At 68.8% G+C, this 19,569-nt stretch carries 18 protein-coding genes; 13 read left to right on the top strand and 5 right to left on the bottom strand.

Annotation, left to right across the window (positions count from 1 at the left end):
• Positions 1–58 precede the first annotated feature (58 nt).
• The 5 genes from hisI (at position 59) to GWG54_RS01845 (ending at position 4,011) form a co-directional block, all read left to right on the top strand.
• Positions 59–424 (top strand): phosphoribosyl-AMP cyclohydrolase, encoded by a 366-nt coding sequence (gene hisI / locus GWG54_RS01865; RefSeq protein WP_167936162.1) that lies wholly within the window; start codon positions 59–61, stop codon positions 422–424.
• Position 425: 1 nt separating this feature from the next.
• Positions 426–1,583 carry a hypothetical protein gene (locus GWG54_RS01860; protein WP_167936161.1) on the top strand — a complete coding sequence of 386 codons (1,158 nt, stop codon included), beginning with the start codon at positions 426–428 and terminating at the stop codon, positions 1,581–1,583.
• Positions 1,584–1,682: 99 nt separating this feature from the next.
• Positions 1,683–2,972: an ATP-binding protein gene (locus tag GWG54_RS01855; protein WP_167936160.1), complete on the top strand. Its 1,290-nt coding sequence runs from the start codon at positions 1,683–1,685 to the stop codon at positions 2,970–2,972.
• Between the two features lie 66 nt (positions 2,973–3,038).
• Entirely contained in the window at positions 3,039–3,452 is a 414-nt protein-coding gene (locus GWG54_RS01850) for a universal stress protein (RefSeq protein ID WP_167936159.1), read from the top strand.
• 49 nt (positions 3,453–3,501) lie between these two features.
• Positions 3,502–4,011 carry an HPP family protein gene (locus tag GWG54_RS01845; protein WP_167936158.1) on the top strand — a complete coding sequence of 170 codons (510 nt, stop codon included), beginning with the start codon at positions 3,502–3,504 and terminating at the stop codon, positions 4,009–4,011.
• A 2-nt stretch (positions 4,012–4,013) separates the two neighbouring features.
• On the opposite strand, the gene GWG54_RS01840 is transcribed toward GWG54_RS01845, so the two are convergent.
• Positions 4,014–5,093 (bottom strand): hypothetical protein, encoded by a 1,080-nt coding sequence (locus GWG54_RS01840; protein ID WP_167936157.1) that lies wholly within the window; start codon positions 5,091–5,093, stop codon positions 4,014–4,016.
• A 57-nt stretch (positions 5,094–5,150) separates the two neighbouring features.
• Positions 5,151–6,515 carry a phosphoglucosamine mutase gene (glmM, locus tag GWG54_RS01835; protein ID WP_167936156.1) on the bottom strand — a complete coding sequence of 455 codons (1,365 nt, stop codon included), beginning with the start codon at positions 6,513–6,515 and terminating at the stop codon, positions 5,151–5,153.
• Between the two features lie 90 nt (positions 6,516–6,605).
• Here glmM and GWG54_RS01830 point away from each other — a divergent pair, with 90 nt between their 5' ends.
• From GWG54_RS01830 to GWG54_RS01820, 3 genes are all read left to right on the top strand, one after another.
• Positions 6,606–7,430 carry a hypothetical protein gene (locus GWG54_RS01830; RefSeq protein ID WP_167936155.1) on the top strand — a complete coding sequence of 275 codons (825 nt, stop codon included), beginning with the start codon at positions 6,606–6,608 and terminating at the stop codon, positions 7,428–7,430.
• A gap of 409 nt (positions 7,431–7,839) precedes the next feature.
• Positions 7,840–10,005: a lipopolysaccharide biosynthesis protein gene (locus GWG54_RS01825; RefSeq protein ID WP_167936154.1), complete on the top strand. Its 2,166-nt coding sequence runs from the start codon at positions 7,840–7,842 to the stop codon at positions 10,003–10,005.
• Positions 10,006–10,156: 151 nt separating this feature from the next.
• Entirely contained in the window at positions 10,157–10,309 is a 153-nt protein-coding gene (locus tag GWG54_RS01820; RefSeq protein ID WP_167936153.1) for a hypothetical protein, read from the top strand.
• A gap of 11 nt (positions 10,310–10,320) precedes the next feature.
• Here GWG54_RS01820 and GWG54_RS01815 read toward each other — a convergent pair whose 3' ends face one another.
• A complete protein-coding gene (locus tag GWG54_RS01815; RefSeq protein ID WP_167936152.1) occupies positions 10,321–11,415 on the bottom strand; it encodes a GNAT family N-acetyltransferase in 1,095 nt (364 codons plus the stop codon).
• Positions 11,416–11,424: 9 nt separating this feature from the next.
• Entirely contained in the window at positions 11,425–12,372 is a 948-nt protein-coding gene (locus GWG54_RS01810; protein ID WP_167936151.1) for a polysaccharide deacetylase family protein, read from the bottom strand.
• A 528-nt stretch (positions 12,373–12,900) separates the two neighbouring features.
• On the opposite strand from GWG54_RS01810, the gene GWG54_RS01805 reads away from it, so the two are divergent.
• The 5 genes from GWG54_RS01805 to hjc all read left to right on the top strand — a co-directional run bounded on the left by GWG54_RS01805 (position 12,901) and on the right by hjc (position 17,675).
• Entirely contained in the window at positions 12,901–14,193 is a 1,293-nt protein-coding gene (locus GWG54_RS01805; RefSeq protein WP_167936150.1) for an amidohydrolase, read from the top strand.
• A 48-nt stretch (positions 14,194–14,241) separates the two neighbouring features.
• A complete protein-coding gene (locus GWG54_RS01800; RefSeq protein WP_167936149.1) occupies positions 14,242–15,525 on the top strand; it encodes an adenosylhomocysteinase in 1,284 nt (427 codons plus the stop codon).
• Between the two features lie 157 nt (positions 15,526–15,682).
• Complete coding sequence (locus GWG54_RS01795; RefSeq protein WP_312854245.1) at positions 15,683–16,216, top strand: DoxX family protein; 534 nt, start codon at positions 15,683–15,685, stop codon at positions 16,214–16,216.
• A gap of 88 nt (positions 16,217–16,304) precedes the next feature.
• Complete coding sequence (locus GWG54_RS01790; RefSeq protein WP_167936147.1) at positions 16,305–17,120, top strand: CPBP family intramembrane glutamic endopeptidase; 816 nt, start codon at positions 16,305–16,307, stop codon at positions 17,118–17,120.
• 42 nt (positions 17,121–17,162) lie between these two features.
• A complete protein-coding gene (gene hjc / locus GWG54_RS01785; RefSeq protein ID WP_008420942.1) occupies positions 17,163–17,675 on the top strand; it encodes a Holliday junction resolvase Hjc in 513 nt (170 codons plus the stop codon).
• 1 nt (position 17,676) lies between these two features.
• Here hjc and GWG54_RS01780 read toward each other — a convergent pair whose 3' ends face one another.
• Positions 17,677–19,554 (bottom strand): acyl-CoA dehydrogenase family protein, encoded by a 1,878-nt coding sequence (locus GWG54_RS01780; protein WP_167936146.1) that lies wholly within the window; start codon positions 19,552–19,554, stop codon positions 17,677–17,679.
• Positions 19,555–19,569 lie beyond the last annotated feature (15 nt).

The raw sequence follows: 19,569 nt of genomic DNA, 5'->3' as shown, positions 1-19,569 counted from the left end.
ACCGGAAAGTCGATCGCGCTGCAAAAGATCTATCGCCCGCAGGGCCCTCGAGTCGGCCATGAACGAGATCGCGGTCGACTTCGGCGAGGACGGGCTCGTTCCCGCGGTCGCACAGGACGCCGAGACCGGCGAGGTGTTGATGCTCGCGTACGTCTCCCCGGAGGCCCTCGAGCGAACCCGCGAGACGGGGCGGGCCCACTACTACTCCCGGAGCCGGGAGGAGCTCTGGGAGAAGGGCGCGACCAGCGGCCACACGCAGGACGTCGCGGAGATCCGGGTCGACTGCGACGCCGACACCCTGCTCTACCTCGTCGACCAGGAGGGCGGGGCCTGCCACACGGGACACCGCTCCTGTTTCTACCGGACCGTCGAGGGCGAGCACATCGGCGAGCAGGTGTTCGACCCCGACGCGGTGTACGAGTAGGATGAGCGAACCCGCCTCTCGCTCGAGCGACGCCGAAGCCGAGCGCACGGCGCTCGTCGACCTCGAGGCCGCCCGCGAGCGGTACGCGCGGGCAACCCGCGAGATCGGCGAGCGCGGGACTGGGACCGTCGAGGAGACCGCCGCGGCCTACCGGGAGGCGACGGACCTCCTCGAGAGCTACGTCGATCGGGCCACGGGGACCGGGAAGGAGAACTTCAAGGCCTACGTCGAACTCGAGGGGCAGTTCGACGCGCTGGTCGACGGCCTCTCCGACGACCTCGAGAACCGCGGGGCGTTCGAGGCGGCGCTCGACGCCCTCGACAAGCGCCGACTGAGCGAGGCGGACTTCGAACGGGCCCGCGAGGCGCTGGCCCCTGCCGCGGAGCACGCCGACCTGCTCGAGGAGCGCGAGGCGGCCCGCGAGGCCGTCGCCGAGGCGCGCAAGACGGCGAGCAGGCGCCTCCGGGAGATAGACGACGCGATCGACGAGCGTGAGCGATTGCTCGAGCTGGCCGAGGCCGACCTGGACGCGCCCGTCGAACGGCTCCGGGAGCCGATCGAACGTTACGACGAGCTGATCCGGGAGCGGTTCCGGGAGTACCGCGACGAGGCCTCGGCGCGGGAAGTGTTCGCGCTGCTCGAGCGTGGCCGGTGGTACCCCTTCGTCGAGTTCGAGCGGCCGCCCGCGGACCTGCAGCGGTTCGTCGCGGAGCGACCCGCCGGCGAGCGCTCGATTCCGGAGCTGCTCGAGTACGCCGGCTACTCCCGGTCGAAGCTCGCCCACTACGTCGAGGACGCCGACGCGCTCAAACGGGCGGTCGCGACCCAGCAGACGTTCCTCGAGGGGATCGACGCCGACCCACTGACCGTCGGCTGGCCCCCCGGTCCCGCGGGGGTCCTCGAGCGTCGGACCCGGGAGTTCCGGCCGTTCGTCGACCGGGTCGCCGACGAGGACACCGTGGCCGCACTCCGGGAGGTGCGGGCGCTGATCCGCGACGACGAGTACGACCGCCTCCAGACGGCGGCCCGGGCGGTCGAGCACCTGACCGCCGGGGAGCGGGAGCGACTGCGGGACGGCCGGATCGCGGACGAACTCGAGGAGCTGCGGGCCGAGCGAGAGCGACTCGAGGCCGCCCTCGAGGAGGACGACCCCGTCTGAACCCGCGACCGCGGCCGCCGTTCGGTTCGACTGACGGTCTCCAGCCCCGTACCGTCGTCCACCACGTAGTTGATATGGAATCGCCGACTACCAGCACCGATGACCCGCTGGAATCGGCTCCTCGTCGGCCTCGGCGTCCTGCTGATGGTCGGCGCCGGTGGATCGATCCTGTACTCGCTCGGCCGCGTCCGCCAGCCGGAGGTGGCGCTGCTCGAGGTGTTCCTCGACGCCGTCCTGATCGGCTTTCCGGGCGCCGCGATGGCCTACGTCGGCCTCCGGCTGCCCGAGACGACGATCCCGTCGGAGTTCTACTCGCGGATCGTCGCCTGGACCGGCGCCGGAGTCGCCGTCATGATCCTCGTCGTCGGCCTGCGTGAACTCCACCCCGGCGTCGACCTCGACCCGACGAGCGGGGCCCAGCTCATCCTGCTCTCGATCAGCTCCGTCACCGGGCTCCTGGTCGGCGTCCAGGACGCCCGCACCCGAACGCAGGCGCGGACTCTCGAGGAACAAAACGCCGAGCTTCGCCGGAAGTACGACCTCGAGCGGCAAAACGAGCGGCTGAAGCGGACCGAGCGTCGACTCGAGGAGGCGGTCTCGGAGCTCGAGGCGTCGAACGAGCGTCTCGAGGAGTTCGCCTACGCCGTCAGCCACGACCTCCAGGAGCCCCTGCGGATGGTCACCAGCTACCTGGAGCTGCTCGAGGGGCGCTACGACGACGAACTCGACGACGACGGCAGGGAGTTCCTCGAGTTCGCGGTCGACGGCGCCGAACGGATGCGCGAGATGATCGACGGACTGCTGGCGTACTCGCGGGTCCAGACGCAGGCGAACCCCCTCGAGCCGGTCGATCTCGAGGCCGTGCTCGAGGACGTCCTCGACGACCTGCAGTTCAAGATCGAGGAGCGCGACGCCGACGTCGCGAGCGAACCGCTGCCGACCGTCCGCGGCGACGAGAGCCAGCTCCGGCAGGTGTTCCAGAACCTGCTGTCGAACGCGATCGAGTACGCCGACGACGAACCGCCGCGGATCCGAATCGGGGTGCGGCAGCGCCCGGCGCTCGAGGCCGACGTCGACGCGGGGGCCGACGTCGACGTGGGGGCCGACGGCGCGGCGTGGGAGATCTCGGTCAGCGACGACGGGATCGGGATCGATCCCGACGACCAGGAGCGGATCTTCGAGATCTTCCAGCGGCTCCGCGCGTCCGGTGCGGGGTCCGGGTCGGGGATCGGACTGGCGATCTGCGAGCGGATCGTCGAGCGCCACGGCGGCGAGATCGCCGTCGACTCCGCGCCCGGCGAGGGGTCGACGTTTCGCTTCACGCTCCCCGACGTCGAGCGAGCGTCGTCCGCCCGCCGGCTCGAGACGGGTGCGGCGACCGATCGCTGACCGTTCGCCGAGCGCCGTCCGGGCTCGAGCCCGGCCACTGAAGGAGCCGTCCGTCCTACGTGCGGTATGACCAGTCACCTGCTCGTCCCGATGGACGACTCCGGGCCCGCGCGCGCGGCCCTCGAGTACGCCCTCGAGCGGTTCCCCGACGACGAGTTCACCGTCGTCCACGCGGTCGACGACCTCGAGGCGGGCTACGCCGGGGAGCCCTCGGCCGCGGCCACCGAGGACCGCCGGCCCGATGTCTTCGAAGACGCCAGGGCGATCGCCGAGGAGCGCGACCGACGAATCGAGACCCGCGTGCTCGAGGGCCAGGCCGCCGAGGCGATCCTCGAGCACGTCGCGGAGGCGGACGTCGACGGGATCGTCATGGGCAGCGAGGGGAAATCGGGCGTCTCGCGGATGCTGCTGGGCAGCGTCGCCGAACAGGTCGCGCGACGGTCGCCCGTTCCGGTGACGATCGTTCCGACCCGCTCGTGAGCGGTCCGAGATCACCGGGGTTTTCATTTCCAGTCCCCGAGGGGGCCGTATGGACGATCGGACGGGAACGACGCTGCACACCGGGCTTCTCGTCCTGACGACGGCCGGCGTCGCCTGGCTGTCGGGGCTGCCGATGGTGTTTCCGAGCCTCGGTCCGACGGCGTTCGTGCTGGCGCTGTTTCAGGACGGCGACGCGACCTCGCCAAAGCGGGTGATCGGCGGACACGTCATCGGCGTCGCCGCAGGGCTGGTCGCCTACCACGCCCTCGCCGGCGGCGTCAGCATGACCTCGGCGACGGCGCCGGGCTCGCTCGCGGGACTCCGACTGGCGGCCAGCGCCGTCGTCGCGACGGTGCTGACCGTCGGCGGGATGCTCGCGACCGACACCCGTCACCCGCCCGCCTGCGCGACGACGCTGATCGTCTCGCTGGGACTGCTGTCGACGTTTCGCGAGGGGGTGTTGATGGTGGTCGCGGTCGTCCTGCTCGTCGCGGCCCATCGGCTCCTGCTGGCGACCGAGCGCGCCGGCGCCCGGTACGGTGAAGGGCTGCGCCACTGAGCTCAGTCGCCGTCGCCGGCGTCGCTCGTCTCGAGGTCCTCGCCGGGGAGCTGTTGCTGGAGCACGAACGGGCCGAAGTCGGCGGCCGTCCGGCGGGCGATCGTCGCGATCCGGAGCACGTACGCCAGCAACACGGCGAAGGGGCTGAACAGCGCCGTGATCGTCGCGGCGACGACGAGGACGTAGAGGGAGGGGTGTAACTCGAGGGCGAGCAGGTTTCCGTACGAGAGGACGACGAAGGCGCCGGCAAGCAGCGTCGGGAAGCCGACGTACAGCAAGATCTTCGAGAGGTCCGCCAGCTCCTGTTGCATGTACACCGTCTTGAAGTACTGGCGGGCGACGTGGATGTCCCCCAGCAGCTCCTCGAGGCGGTCGAGCTGGTCGGCGGCGGGCGCCGAGAGGGCGTGGCGGTGGTGTTCGCGGAGCTTCCTGACCTCCTGGAGCTGCCAGGGATCGTCGTAGTGGAGGATGACCGAGATCACCTCGAAGGTGCCGAAGGTGGTTCCCTCGAGGCTCTCGACGGCGCCGTCGTCCCGCGGTTCGGTCGCCGAGACGAACTCCTCGACGTCCTCCCGGAGCTCGGTGTCGGCGTCGCGACAGACGTTCGCCAGTCCCAGCGTGGTCCGGCGCTTGGCCTCGATCAGCGTCCGGAGCAAGGCGGAGGGTTCGGCGGGGCTTGGCCGGACGCCGGTGTGGGCCTCGATCGACTCCCGGAAGTCGGCGGTCTCCTCGAGGCGCTCGAAGAAGGCGCCTGTCGTCCCGAACTCCTCGGAGAGGATCAGCTGGTTGATCGCGAGCACGACGGTGATAAACGGCAGCATACCGCCGATCAGCGTCGAGGAGATCGAGACGATGTCGTCGGCCTCGGCCGGCGTGATCAGCGAGCCCCGGATCAACAGCAACGCGGCGACGAACGCCGCCGTGAGTATCAGCCCGGAGACGATCTGGCGGTCGCCGTGGAGGTAACACCAGTGGAGTGCGGCGTCGGTTCGCGATCCGGATCCGACGAGCGAGTCGGGCTGGGACCGCGGCGCGTCGCCGTCGGCCACGTCGCGGCGCTTGCGGGTCGACTCCTCCCCCATCTGTGAACGACCGATGCGGAGCCGACGGAAAGACCTGCTGCCGGCAGCGGCCCCGTCTCAGGCCTCGATCTTCGCTTCGGCCAGGGTCTCGTACATCTCGTCGGCGAGCCCGTTCGCCCGGGCGTCGTCGCGGGCCTCGGCGTAGATCCGAACGAGGGGCTCGGTGCCGGACGGGCGGGCCAGTACCCACGCGTCGCCGTGGTCGAGCCGGTAGCCGTCGCGGGTGTTGAGCTCGGCGTCGGCCGCCTGGGCGTGGTTGGCCGCCGCGTCGAGCATCGCGTCGCGTTCGGCCGTCGACTCGTACTCGATGTTGCGCCGGACGTTGGCGTAGCCGCTGTAGGGGGCGACGATCTCGTTGACGGGCTCGTCGGCGACGAGCTCGAGGAACCGCGCGGCGGTGTAGGCGCCGTCGCGGGTGAGTCGGTAGTTCGGGAAGAAGATCCCGCCGTTACCCTCGCCGGCGACGGGGACCCGCCTGTTCTTGGCCTCGAGCTCGCGGATCCGGGTGATGATGTTCGTCGAACCGATCGGGGTCAGCTCGAGCTCCGCGCCGGCCGCGTCCGCGACGTCGACCAGCCGCTGGGAGACGTTGACCGCCGAGACGGTGGTGTCGTCGGGGCCGAGCTCGGCGGCCGCGAGCGCGGCCAGGGTCGCGTCGCCCTCGACGTACTCGCCGTCCTCGTCGAAGAAGATGGCGCGGTCGGCGTCGCCGTCGTGGGCGATCCCGATGTCGGCGTCGGTCGAGCGGACGAGCCGACCCAGGTCCTCGAGGTTCGAGCGAACGGGCTCGGGGTCGCGGCCGGGGAAGTGCCCGTCGGGCTGTCCGTTGACGGTGACGACCCGACAGCCCAGCCGGCGGAAGAACTCCGGGCTGGTCAGCGAGCCCGCGCCGTGGCCCGGGTCGAGCGCGACGGTCAGCTCAGCGTCGGCGATCCGCTCGCGGTCGACCGACGCGAGCAGCTCGTCGACGTACTCGCGCCGGGCGCCCTCGACCGTCCGGACCCGTCCGGTCTCGTCCCAGGGGGCGACGGTGAAAGCCTCCGCCAGCAGCGTCTCCTCAATCTCCTCGAGGTCGGAGACCGCGAGTTCGACCCCGTCGCTGTCGACGAGCTTGACGCCGTTGTACTGGGGCGGGTTGTGCGAGGCGGTGATGACCACCACGGGAACCTCCTCGCGTTCGGCGTAGGCCTGGGCGCCGGGCGTCGGGATGATCCCGAGCCGATCGACGTCGGTTCCCGTACTCGCCAGGCCGCTGGCGGCGGCGTCGGCGAGCATCTGGCCGGTGTGGCGGGTGTCGCGTGCGATCGCGATACGGCCGACCCCCCAGGCCGTCCCCGCCGCCTTCGCGACACGCAGGACGAACGCGGGCGTCAGCTCCTCGTTGGCGACGCCCCGGGTCCCGCTGGATCCGAATACTTGCATCGCGTAGTAGTCGGGCTGGCCCCCCCAAATGGGTTCCGAAGCCGGGAGACAGACGGAACGCTTTCGGTGCGCCGTCGCCACCGTGGAGGTATGGATTCGATCGAGGAGAAACGCGTCTACGGCGATCGAACGGGTGCCACGCGAGTCTACGTCGCGAGCTCGCTGGGCGTCGTCCGCGTCAACGTCTCCGGCGAGACCGTCGGCGAGTTCGGCCTCGAGACACGCTGTGACGCCGTCGACGTCGCGGCGACCGACGCGACCGTCGCCGTCGCGACCGCCGAGGACGTTCGGCTGCTCGAGCCGAGCGCGGCCGACCCCGACCCCGTCGACACCGGGTTCGGTCCCGCGACGGCGGTCGGCGCCGACGGCTCGGAGCTGCTCGCGGCCAGCCCCGACGGGCGGGTCGCTCGCCGGGAGGACGGGACGTGGACGACGCTCGCGTCGGGGTTCGAGCCGACGGTCCGGGCGATCGACGGCGACCTCCTGGCGACCGACCGAGGGGTCTACCGAGTCCACGACGGTGGACTCGACCACGCCGGACTCGACGACGTCGCCGACGTCTCGGCCCCGGGGGTCCCCCTCGCCGCGACCGCCGACGGTCTCTACAAGCTCGGCAACGGCTGGATGGCCGCCCTCGAGGGGCCGTTCGACGTCGTCGCCGCGGACCCCCGCTCCGAGCCGGGGAGCCTCCGTCGCGCGCACGCGGTCTCGGAGACGGGCATCCTCGAGTACGGCGCGGACGCCGGCGAGTGGCGCGAGCTCGCCGCGCCCGGGGGAATCGTCGACGTCGGCTACGGCGACGCGACCTACGCCGTCACCGCCGACGGGACCTTCCTCGCGGCGACCGACGACGGGTGGCGCTCGCAGGTCCTGGGGATCGACGGCGTCGCGGGGCTCGCGGTTCACACCGCCTGAGACGGCCCGCCCCGGCGGCTCCCCGACCGACCGCGACCGTCCCGCGGTTCGCCCGTCGTGACTTCCACCCCTCGAGGCGACGGCGGCGATCGCATCGCGGTAGCGACGGGCACGCCAACGACGCTCTCGGGGTCGCTCGAACCGCTCCCGGACGAACGACGGGTCCCGACGCCGCTTATCCCCTGTATAATAATCCCCCACTGTTCGGTAGGGACGAGTAATGATTCTGCGCCGCCGATCCCCGTCCCCGCCGCTCCGCCGGACCGCTCGCGAGCGGGCTCGGCGAAACGGTATCGGACCCGGACCGTCCTCCCCGCTTCCCGTCGTACCACCCGCCGAAAACACGGCGGTCGATCCGCACCGCAACTCGATGCACTCTTCGGGCGCCGTTCGAAACTCCCCCTAACGAATGGACCGGAGCATCACCAGCGCTTTTCTCTCGATCGTCGGCGTGAAGTTTCTCCTCATCAGCCTTGACTTCCTCTCCTCGCCGCTGCTGACCCGATTCCTCGGCGAGGGGTACGGCGACTACGCGCTCCTGATGTCGATCTTCGCGATCTACATGATCTTCGTCAGCACGGGCGTCGGCGACGGCGTGCGAAAGTACGTCGCCGAGGAACGCGACCGCCCTCACTGGGACCGACACGTCGTCGGGTTCTACCTTCGGCTGGCGCTGTTGCTCGCGGCGGTCGGCTGCCTGCTCCTCGCGCTGGCGGCCCGATCCGGCTTCATCCAGAACCACCTGGGGACGTCCTACCAGACGTACTTCTACCTCCTCTCGCTGCTCGTCTTCACCTCCCAGTTCCGGGAGTACACCCGCCGAACGCTCATGGGCTTCGGCCTCGAGCGCTACTCCGAACCGCTGCTCTTTCTCGACAAGGTGCTCTTTATCGGCGTCGGCGTCGGGCTCGCGTACCTCGGATACGGCGTCCCCGGCGTGTTGATCGGGCACATGACCGGCGCCGTGACGACGGCGGTGATCGGCCTCGCCGCGATCCACCGCGAGGTGTCGCTGTCGACGGCGCTGTTCGACATCCCCTCGCGGGAGTTTCCACGCCGCGAGCTGTTCGCGTTCAACGGGCTCAGCATCGTTTTGATCCTCTTTCTGACGTCGCTGTACCAGATCGACGTCGTGATGCTCGGCTTCATCGGGTCGACCCAGGAGACGGGTTACTACCGGATCGCGCTGACCATCGCGGAGTTCCTCTGGATCGTTCCGCTGGCGCTGCAGAACACGCTCTTGCACTCGACGTCGAACATCTGGGCGAACAACGATCGCGACCGGATCAACTCGCTGGCGGCCCGCATCACTCGGTACACGCTGCTGTTTACGATACTGCTCGCGATCGGGCTCGCGGCGCTGGCGCCGGCCGCCCTGTCGGTCATCTACCCCGCCGACTACATCGCGAGCTACGTCCCGATCCTCCTGTTGCTTCCCGGCTGCGTCGGGTTCGCCCTGGCGCGACCGATCCTCGCGATCGGCCAGGGGAAAGGCGACCTCCGGAAGCTGATCGTCGCGACCGGCGCGGCGGCGGTCGTCAACGTCACGCTCAACGGGTTGCTGATCCCTCAGTTCGGGATGCACGGGGCGGCCACCGCGACGAGCGTCAGTTACGGGCTGATGTTCGTGTTCCACCTCTGGAGCGCCAGACAGATCGGCTTCTACCCGGCCGCCGACGCGCGCATCCCGCGGGCCCTCGCCGTCGGTGCCGCGGCCGCGGTGCCGATCTTCCTCCTGACGCGGTTTCTCGGCGATGCGGCCGTCTCGCTGGTCGTCCTCGAGTTGCCCATCTCGCTGGTCATCGTTCCGCCCTTCGGCGCGGTGGTCTTTCTGGTGTTGTCGGTTCTCTTCGGCGCGGTCGATACCGACGAGATCGCCGACCTCCTCGAGACGGCGCCGGATCCGATCGCCAACCTCGGCTCGAGCCTCCAACAGAACGTACGGTCGGTCTCGACCGGCGCCCAGCTCCTGTTGATCCTCGCCGGAATCGGTTTTCTTGTCGCGGGAATCGCACTCGCCGCAGGCGGGGCGGGTATCGACGACACGATCACTGGTACCGACGGCGACGAGATCGACGGAGAGACGAATCCCAACGAGCCGAACACGGAGGGCAGTGGAGAGACCGACGACGGAGGAAACAACGGGACGGACGAGAGCGACGGCGACGGAAGCGGTGATACCGACAGCGGGGAAGACTCCACAGCTGACTCCGGCAACGGCGCCGACGACTCCGGTAATGGCGCTGATGATAGCGACGGCGGCAACGGCGCTGACGACACGGACAACGGCGCCGATGATAGCGACGGCGGTAACGGCGATAGCTCGCCGTTTGGTGACGACTCCGTCTTTGACGGCGATGGAGGTAACGACTCCGAGAGCGGCGATACCGACAGCGACAACAGCACTGACAGCGACAACAGCACTGACAGCGACAACAGCACTGACAGCGACAACAGCACTGACAGCGACAACGACACTGACAGTGATGGCGGCGACAACGGCACCGATGGCGATACCGCCACCGACAACGATTCCGACAGTGATGACGGCGATGACGACGCCTGGTACGAATAATTCGACGCCGTAGCCGTTTCTTCTCTGACATCCTCCCACGACTGAAGTCGTGGGCGTTCTCCTCGGACTACTGTAACTGCGGGTCGGTCGAACGTTCTTGGCGCTCTCGGACGTTTCCGCTTCGATCGTTCCAGACCGAGGACTCCTCGAGTTGCCCGTCTCGCTGGTCGTCGTTCCGCCCCTCGGCACGGTGGTCTTTCTGGTGTTGTCGGTTCTCTTCGGCGCGGTCGATACCGACGAGATCACCGATCTCCTCGAGACGGCGCCGGATCCGATCGCCGACCTCGGCTCGAGCCTCCGGTAGCGCCGTCGCCGCTATCCGCTGTCGAGTTCACAGAACGCCAGCCGCCAGTTCGACGGGTCCGTCAGCCGACGCCCCGAGCGCCGCCAGTCGCCCGGATCCGGGTCGACGCCGGACGGGCGGACGACGTGGGTCGACGGCGACGCGGCCCACTTCAGGGGTGCGTGCCGGTCGCCGTGGAACGCCTGCGCTCGGAGTAGCTCCCGCGGCAACACCTCTCCCGGGGCGGCGAGCACGTCGGCGTCCGCGTTCGCCCGAACCGCGTCCGCGAGCAGCCCGGAGAAGACGACCGTTCGGTGGGCGTCCGTTCCCGCCGCGAGGGGAAGCGCGTCGACGATCCGGACGGTCGTCGGCCCGTCGGTCCGCTCGCGTCGCCCGTAGACGAGCGCGGCGACCGGGTCGCCGTCGCGACTCGCGACGACGCTGCGGTAGGTCCACAGCGGGTTCTCGAAGCGCCACCCGTAGAACGTCTCGTCGCGGACGACGTGAAACGCCGACACCGTCTCGGTCTCCGCCAGCGCTGCGAGTCTGGCAGCCGGGACGCCGTCGTAGTGGGTCCGCTCCAGTCCGGCGCCTGCGTCGGCGAGTCGGTCCCTGACCGAGCCGTACCCGCTTGCCAACGTGCGCGCGATCGGCTCGACGGGCTCGAGGGCGGGGAGCCACGCGGTCGGGTTCTGAATCCGGTAGTACGTCTCCCGCTCGCCGACGACCCGCCAGCCGAGTTCGAGGTTTCCCGGCAGCGACCGGTGGTTCGGAAAGTTGAAGTACAGGTCGACGTCGTCGGTGTAGCGCTCGATCGCCCGCTCGGTCATCCGGGTGAACAGTCCGCGCCGGCGGTGCTCCGAACGGACCATCGTATCGCAGGGCTGGAAGGCGTCGTAGGTGTCCTCGCCCGCGGCGAGTCCCAGCGGGAAAAACGCCCGCGCGCCGACGAGTTCGTCGTCCCGTTCGGCGACGATGATCGGCACGTGGTCGACGTACGGGTTCGCCTCGTACTTCCAGGCGAACCAGTCGGTACCCATCCGTCCGCCCAGTACGGTCTCGAACAGCTCGAGAAACGCGTCCCTGTCGGTCGGTTCGTACCGTCGAATCTCGTAGGCGTCCGACATCGGGTGCGGTTAGGCCGTTTCGACGGGTTCGGCTCGAGTGCGCTCCCGACGCCGGACGTCGTCGGCGACCTCGGCCATCGTCTTCACCTGGAGGTCGCCTGCCGTTCGCCGACGGTCGACGTACCGGACGATCGACCGGAGCCGTCGGTGGTGGGCCGACGTCCGGAGGTTGTGGGGGTGCAACCAGAGGTGTAACACGCCGTCGTCGTTCGCGACCGCGTCGATCCCGGCCTCGACCTGTCTGACCACCGGATCCTCCCCGAGCGCCGAGAACGGCTTCTCGTACTCCTGCCCGAAGTTGAACAGGTAGACCGACGCCGGCACGTTGACCAGGCCGTACTCGTCGACGTAGGGTTCGACGATCGGCGGCGTCGGCTTTCCGACGACCGCGCTCGAGACCTTGGTCAGCTGTCGCTCCAGGGTTCCTCGATCCTCGAGCAGGCGGTTCACGCCGCGGTAACACTCGAAGCCGTTCTCCGCGAGCACGTCGCGGTGGCGTACCTTGTTGACGGGGAAGACGAACGACGACAGATCGTGGCCGCGCTCGGCCGCCGCCCGGGCGCAGTTTTCGATCTCGCGGATCGCGAACTCGTCGGTCATCCGCTCGTGATCGAGGTGGACGTGGGTGAACCCGTGGCCGGCGATCTCGTGGTCGACGTCGGCCGTCGCGACCTCCTCGACGAGCTCCGGCCCGTACCAGACGTCGTCGGCCTCGAGGTCGCCGACCGGGCGCTGACAACACCGTTCGCCGGCGGGGTGATTGTGGTGGCTGTCGAGACAGGAGTCCAGAAACAGGTGGCCGGTGACCGCCCACGTCGCCGGCACCTCGTAGGCGTCGAACAGATCCCGCAGGTGGAGCCAGTTGTCCCGGGTGTCCCGCAGCAGCGATTCCGGAACCTCCCTATCGTGGAACCCCCACCCGAGCTCCGCGTCGAGGGAGATGACGACCGTTCCCATGGTATCACCGGGACCCGTAGGCAGCGGCTACTCGAGAGCGGTCCCCTCCACGAGACGGCAAGAATCCTCCGCCTCGCAGTTTCTTCGCCGCGTGGTGTTGACGATTCATCTCGCACGGACCGTGGGTTTCACCGAGTATAGTGTTTAATCTGTTAAGGTGATGTGCGAATATTACTACAGTTTTCCAGCTCCGAAACCCCGCTGTACCGACCGAAAGTCGACTAAAGAGTTTGCTCGAGTGAAACGAGTTCGGGGTCGGAAACGCGGCCGGCAGCCGCCGGGTCCGTGCGTCGGCGTCCGCCTCGACGCGCTCGATTTCGATTCGCGAACAGCTGAGGAGGCTTTCGACTGTGGTATCCGCGGCCGTTGCGGTGTTTCCCGTCGCGACGTGGAACCCGACTATCGTCGCGATAAGCGTCCGGCGTCGGTGTTGTCGCTCCGAAACAGTTGGACAGCTAAGGAATTCGGGGCTTCCGTCGCGGCTACGGAATCGACACGCTAAGGCGGGCCGGCGAGAAAGCCGAATCGATGGCGACGCTTTCGATCGCCGGCGGGCGAGTGCTGTTGCCCGACGGAACGGTGACGCGTGCGGACGTACTGATCGACCGTGACGAGGGGGAAATCCTCGAGGTGGGCGCCGACCTCGCGGGCGGGGAGACCCTCGACGCCTCGGGCTCGCTCGTGACCCCCGGGTTCGTCAACGGGCACAGCCACGTCGCGATGACGCTGTTGCGGGGGTACGCCGACGACAAACCTCTCGACGCCTGGCTCCGGGAGGACATCTGGCCGGCCGAGGGCGAACTGACGGCCGAGGACGTTCGGATCGGCGCGGAGCTGGGACTGCTCGAGATGATCAAGGGGGGAACGACCGCCTTCGCCGACATGTACTTCGAGGTGCCCGAGATCGTCGACGCCGTCGATCGGGCGGGACTGCGCGCGCGGCTCGGCCACGGCGTCGTCACCGTCGCCAAGGACGACGCGGGCGCCCGCGAGGACCTCGAGACGAGCCTCGAGGTCGCCCGCGAGTACGACGGCGCCGCCGACGGTCGGATCTCGACGGCCTTTATGCCTCACTCGCTGACGACCGTCGGCCGGGAGTACCTCGAGGAGTTCGTCCCGAAAGCCCGCGAAGCCGGCGTCCCGGTACACTACCACGCCAACGAGACCGCCGACGAAGTTACCCCGATCGTCGAGTCCGAGGGCGTTCGCCCCCTCGCGTACGCCGCCGAGCTCGGGATGCTCGAGTCCGAGGACTTCGTCGCCCACGGCGTCCACGTCGACGAGAGCGAGATCGGCCTGCTCGCGGAGGCGGGGACGGGCGTGATCCACTGCCCTGCCTCGAACATGAAACTGGCCAGCGGGATGGCCCCGATCCAGCGCATGCTCGAGGAAGGCGTCACGGTCGGGCTGGGCACCGACGGCGCGGCCTCGAACAACGACCTCTCGATGCTCGACGAGGCCCGCGACGCCGCGATGATCGGCAAGCTCGCCGCCGAGGACGCGAGCGCGGTGCCCGCCGAGCGGGCCGTTGAGATGCTCACGCACAACACCGCGGACGCGATCGGGCTCGCGTCGGGTCGCCTCGAGGCCGGCGCGCCCGCCGACCTCGCGGTGATCGACCTCGAGACACCCCACCTGACGCCGGCCCACGACCCCGTCAGCCACCTCGCGTACGCCGCGGCCGCCGCCGACGTTCGCCACACGGTCTGCGACGGGCAGATCCTCATGCGGGATCGGGAGGTGCTGACCCTCGATGAGGACGCGGTGCTCGAGCGGGCGAGCGAGGCGGCCGCCGCGCTCGCGGCCCGCGCCGAGGACTGACGAACCGGCTTCGGTAGCGTTTTGGCGCCGCTCGCACTCTGTCGACTCATGACCGACTATCCGCCGATCAGCGATCAGCTGGACGATCCCGACGCCGCGCGGGAGGAGGGTCGTCGCAAGATGGACTGGGCCGCCCAGCACATGCCCATCCTCGAGCACGTCCGCGAGGAGTTCGTCGACGAGCAGCCGTTCGAGGGCGAACGGATCGCAATGGCAATGCACGTCGAGGCCAAGACCGCGATGCTCGTCGAGACCCTCGCCGAGGGCGGTGCCGAGGTGGCGGTGACGGGCTGCAACCCGCTGTCGACTCACGACGACGTCTCGGCGGCGCTTGACGCCCACGAGTCGATTACGAGCTACGCGAAACGCGGCGTCGACGACGAGGCGTACTACGACGCCATCGAGGCCGTCATCGCCCACGAGCCGACCGTCACCGTCGACGACGGGATGGACCTGGTCGCCGCGATCCACGAGGACTACCCCGAGCTGATCGACGGCATCGTCGGCGGCGCGGAAGAGACGACCACGGGCGTCCACCGCCTGCGCGCGATGGACGAAGACGGCGCGCTCGACTATCCCGTCTTCGCCGTCAACGACACCCCGATGAAGCGGCTGTTCGACAACGTCCACGGCACCGGCGAATCCTCCCTCGCGAGCATCGCGATGACCACGAACCTCTCGTGGGCCGGCAAGAACGTCGTCGTCGCGGGCTACGGCTACTGTGGGAAGGGCGTCGCGAAGAAGGCCGCCGGCCAGAACGCGAACGTCATCGTCACCGAGGTCGAGCCCCGCCGCGCGCTCGAGGCCCACATGGAGGGCTACGAGGTCATGCCGATGACCGAGGCCGCCGAGAAGGGCGACGTGTTCCTGACGACGACCGGAAACCGCGACGTCGTCGTCCGCGAGCACTTCGAGAAGATGGACGACGGGGTCCTGCTCGCGAACGCGGGCCACTTCGACATCGAGATCGACCTCGAGGCGCTGGACGACCTCGCGGTCGACCGCTACGAGGCCCGCGACGGCGTCGAGGCCTACGAGATGGCCGACGGCCGACGGCTGAACGTCGTCGCCGAGGGACGACTCGTCAACCTCGCCGCGCCCGTCTCGCTGGGCCACCCCGTCGAAGTGATGGACCAGAGCTTCGGCGTCCAGGCGGTCTGCGTGCGCGAGATGCTCGAGAACAGCGACGCCTACGACGCGGGCGTCCACGAGGTGCCCGACGAGCTGGACCGAGAGATCGCCGAGATCAAACTCGAGGCGGAAGGCGTCGAGTTCGACGCGCTGACCGACACTCAGCGCGAGTACATGGATAGCTGGGACCACGGGACGTAAGTTCCTCTCCCACTCCAGTAGCGGTCTTTCGAACCGATCCTCTCGAGGCGATACGGAGAAAACCTTCTAACAGTTGTAGTTGGTTTCCCTTCCCGTGGGAACTAGCTGCGGTATATAGGTGAGTGTCCGTCCTACGTATAGCTGTAAGAGGAGACCGATCATGACTACAACAATCAACCGACTCGAAAGCCGCCTCGGAGGCGTATCGGTAGACGGACGACCCCACCAGCTGAGCGTCTGGGCGATCTTCGGCCTCCGGCTCGTCATGGGGTGGGTGATGCTCTCGGCGGGCTTCGGGAAACTCACCGAGGGATTCAGCGCCTACGGCTACCTGGCGAACGTCGATCCGGCGAGCCCGGCCAGCGGGCTCTACGGCACGATGGCCGAGAGCGCGGCGCTGATGGGAGCCATCGACGTGATCGTTCCCGTGACGCAGGTCCTGATCGGACTCGCGCTCCTCGCCGGGGTGTTCGTCCGGCTGGCCGCCCTGGGCGCCGCGACCCAGATGGTGTTGTTCTACTTCGGCAGCTGGGACGTCGCCGGCGGCCTGGTCAACAGCCAGTTCGTCTACGCCGTGGTCTTCCTCGCGCTGGGCGCGCTCGCCGCGGGACGGATCCTCGGCGTCGACCGCTACCTCGAGGATCGCCCGATCGTCGAACGGTACCCGAAACTCCGGTACCTGCTCGGCTGATCGATGATCGCGTCCCGCTACCGCTCTTTTCGTCTTCGTTTCACTTGAAAGAGGAACGCCCAAGGGTTTCCTGTTCGTACGTCGAGACATGGCAACAGTAGACCGGGCGGGCGGCCAGGTTCGATCGCTACTCATCGCCGTCTTCCTCTCGGTCGCCGGGATCGTCGCGTCGCAGTTCACGACGCTGCCGGCGTTTCTGCTCGATCCGACGCTGATCCAGTCTCCGGCCGACGCCTCCAACGCGTCGACGTTCGTCTTGCTCACGCTGAACTTCGTCGGGTTCTTCCTCGTCGGCGGGGCCTACCTCTGGTGGACCGACCGGGGCTGGGACTGGCTCGACCTGCGCGTGCCGAGCAAACGCGGGTGGCTCTACGTGCTCGCGGGCGTCGTCGGGAGCATCGCGTTTATCGTGCTCGTCAACGCCGTCGCGACCCTGCTCGAGCTCCCCTCCTCCCAGAACCAGGTCATGAATCTAATCGGCGACGATCCGAACATGGTGTTGCTCATGATCGTGATCGTCTTCCTCTTCAACGCGCCCGCCGAGGAGTTCCTGTATCGAAACGTCGTCCAGAAGCGCCTGTACGCCGCCTTCTCCCGAACCGGAGCGGTCGTCGCCACGAGCCTCATCTTCGCGCTGATCCACATCCCCTCGTACGCGTTGGCGGCCGACGGGAGCTTCGCGCCGCCGGGCGCGATCGCCGTTTCCCTCGCCGCCGTCTTCGGCGGATCAATCATCTTCGGGACCCTCTACGCGAAGACCGACAACCTCCTCGTTCCGATCGCGGCCCACGCCACGTACAACGCCGTCCAGTTCGCCGCGCTCTATCTCGTGCTCCGCTTCGCGCCCGAGGAACTCGAGGCCGCGACGGCCGTCGCGGTCGACGCCCTGACGCTTCTTCCGTAGCGGTCCGCCCCGTTTATTACCGCCCGCCGGCGACTCACCGGTATGTCCCACGCGAAGGGCGACCGCCGCGAACGAGAGCTCGTCAACGCGCTCGACGAGGCCGGATTCGCGGTCATGCGCGCGCCCGCAAGCGGTGCGGCGACCGACCGCGAACTCCCCGACGTGCTCGCCGGCGACGGCGACACCTTCTACGCGATCGAAGCGAAATCGAGTGCGGGCGACCCGATCTACCTCTCCGGCGAGGAGGTCGAGGCCCTGACCTACTTCGCCCGGAACTTCGGCGCGAAACCCCGGATCGGCGTCCGCTTCGACCGCGAGGACTGGTACTTCTTTCACCCCGCCGACCTCCACGTCACCGACGGCGGGAACTACCGCGTCAAGAAAGAAACCGCACTCGCCGACGGCACCGACTTCCCCGAGTTCGTCGGCGACACGGAGAAGGTCACGCTCGCGGAGGTCGGCGACGACGGCCCCGACGAGGACGTCGTCCGCGTGCTCAACGCCGTCGAACAGGGCGTGATGGACGTCGAGGAGGCGGCGGAGCTGCTCGAGTGAGTCACTCGCCGTCGACGGTCGCCGACCTCGAGAGCTCGCCGGGATCGGCCGCCGCGTGCCGGACGATCGGGTCGAACGCCTCGAGCGCGAACCGGTCTCCGTCCGTTATCCCGCGCGCGTCGGGTGTCTCGAGTTCGTTCGCGACGAACCGCCGGGCGACGAGCGCCAGCCGCCCGTCCCCGGCCTCGAGTTCGGCCCGGGCCTCCTCGAGCAACAGCGCCGCGGTGAAGACGTCGAACACGTAGTGGGCGAGTCGCTTGGCCGACAGCTGGGCGTACTCGCCGTCCGCGCCGGCGAGCGTCGACAGCGCCGCCAGCAGGTCGCGGTACTCCTCCTCGACGGTCTCCACGGAGTCGGCCAGCGCCGGGTGTGAGGCCGCTTCGAGGCGGTTTTCGATCGCCTCTCGAAGCGGTTCGTGGGCGTCCTCGCGCTCGAGGGCCCGCAACACGTCCAGCGAGAGGACGTTCTCGGTCCCCTCCCAGATGGGCAACACCTGCGCGTCCCGGAGCATGCGGTTGGTCACGTAGTCGTCCACGTAGCCGTCGCCGCCGCGGATCTCCATCCCGTAGGAGGCGGTGTCGACGGCCATCCGGGCGGTGCGCAGTTTCGCGATCGGGATCAGTAGCCGCAGCAGGCGGTAGGCGTCGTCGGCCTCTTCGCCCGTTCTGGCCGCGCGCTCCCGCTCCGAGAGCAGCCGCGCGGCCTCGAAGGTAAACGCCGTCGCGGCCTCGTGGGCGACGGTCATATCGACCAGGTCCGCCCGCATCAGGGGGTAGCGATCGATCGGCTGGCCGAACGCCTCCCGGTTCGCGGCGTGGATCTTGCTCTCGAGCAGCACCCGCCCGACGATCCCGCAGGACGCGGCGGCGTTCGACAGTCGCTCGAGGTTGAGCATCTCGGCCATCTGCCGAAACCCTGCTTCTTCCTCGCCGACGAGGATCGCCTTCGCACCCGTAAATTCGACCTCGCCCGTCGGTACCGAGGTCGTGCCGAGCTTGTCCTTCAGCCGACGGTATAGCTGATCGTTGACCTCGTCGGAATCGAGGGGACCGTCCTCGAGCAGGTCGCCCTTCGTTACGGGGCCCGCTCTCGGGCTGTTCCCGCTCGCATCGTCCGGGGTGCGTTGGGTCTCGCGGTCGGGATCGGCGTGGGGTACCAGAAACATCGACAGCCCCGCGGTCCCGTCGGGGGCGTCCTCGGTTCGGGCGAGCGCCAGCGTCCCTTCGGCGTCGACGTTCGAGCAGAACCACTTCTCGCCGTACAGCCGCCAGCGGTCGGCCTCGGCGTCATACTCGGCGCGGGTCTCGTTGGCGCCGACGTCGCTGCCGCCTTGCTTCTCGGTGAGGAACATCGCGCCCTCGATCAGGTCGTCGTACTCCCGGCTCGTTAGCGCCTCGTAGTAGGGCTCGAGCTCGCCGCCGCCGAACTTCTCGAGGACGAGGGCCGCGCCCGCGGTCATCGCGACCGGACAGTCGAACCCGGGGTCGGCGTAACACAGCAGGTACTGCATCGCGAGGTTGTGCGACAGCGGCATCGGCTCATCGCGGCCGGGCGGGGCCTCGAAGGCGTCGGCGACGATCCCCGCCTCGTAGGCCAGCCGTTCGTTCTCGAACTGCTCGGCCGGATATCGCACGAAATTCCGGACGTCGCCGCGTTTGTCGTAGGGCTCGAGTTCGGGTCCGTGGTCGTCGACGTAGTCGGCGTTGTCCGCGATCGCGTGTCCGACCGTCTTGCCGAACGCCTCGAGGCGGGCCTCGGCCCACTCGTACTCGGCATCGCCGTAGACGCGGCGGACCTCGCGGCGCAGCGCTCGATCCAGGGTCCAGTAGTTACAGTGCCGTCCCTCCTCGTAGCGCCTGTAGTCGATCCCGTCGTCCATACCCTGTCACTCGGT

The organism is Natronococcus sp. JC468 (assembly GCF_012163165.1).
Taxonomy (GTDB): Archaea; Halobacteriota; Halobacteria; order Halobacteriales; family Natrialbaceae; genus Natronococcus; species Natronococcus jeotgali.
This window is presented reverse-complemented; position numbering and strand designations above follow the sequence as displayed.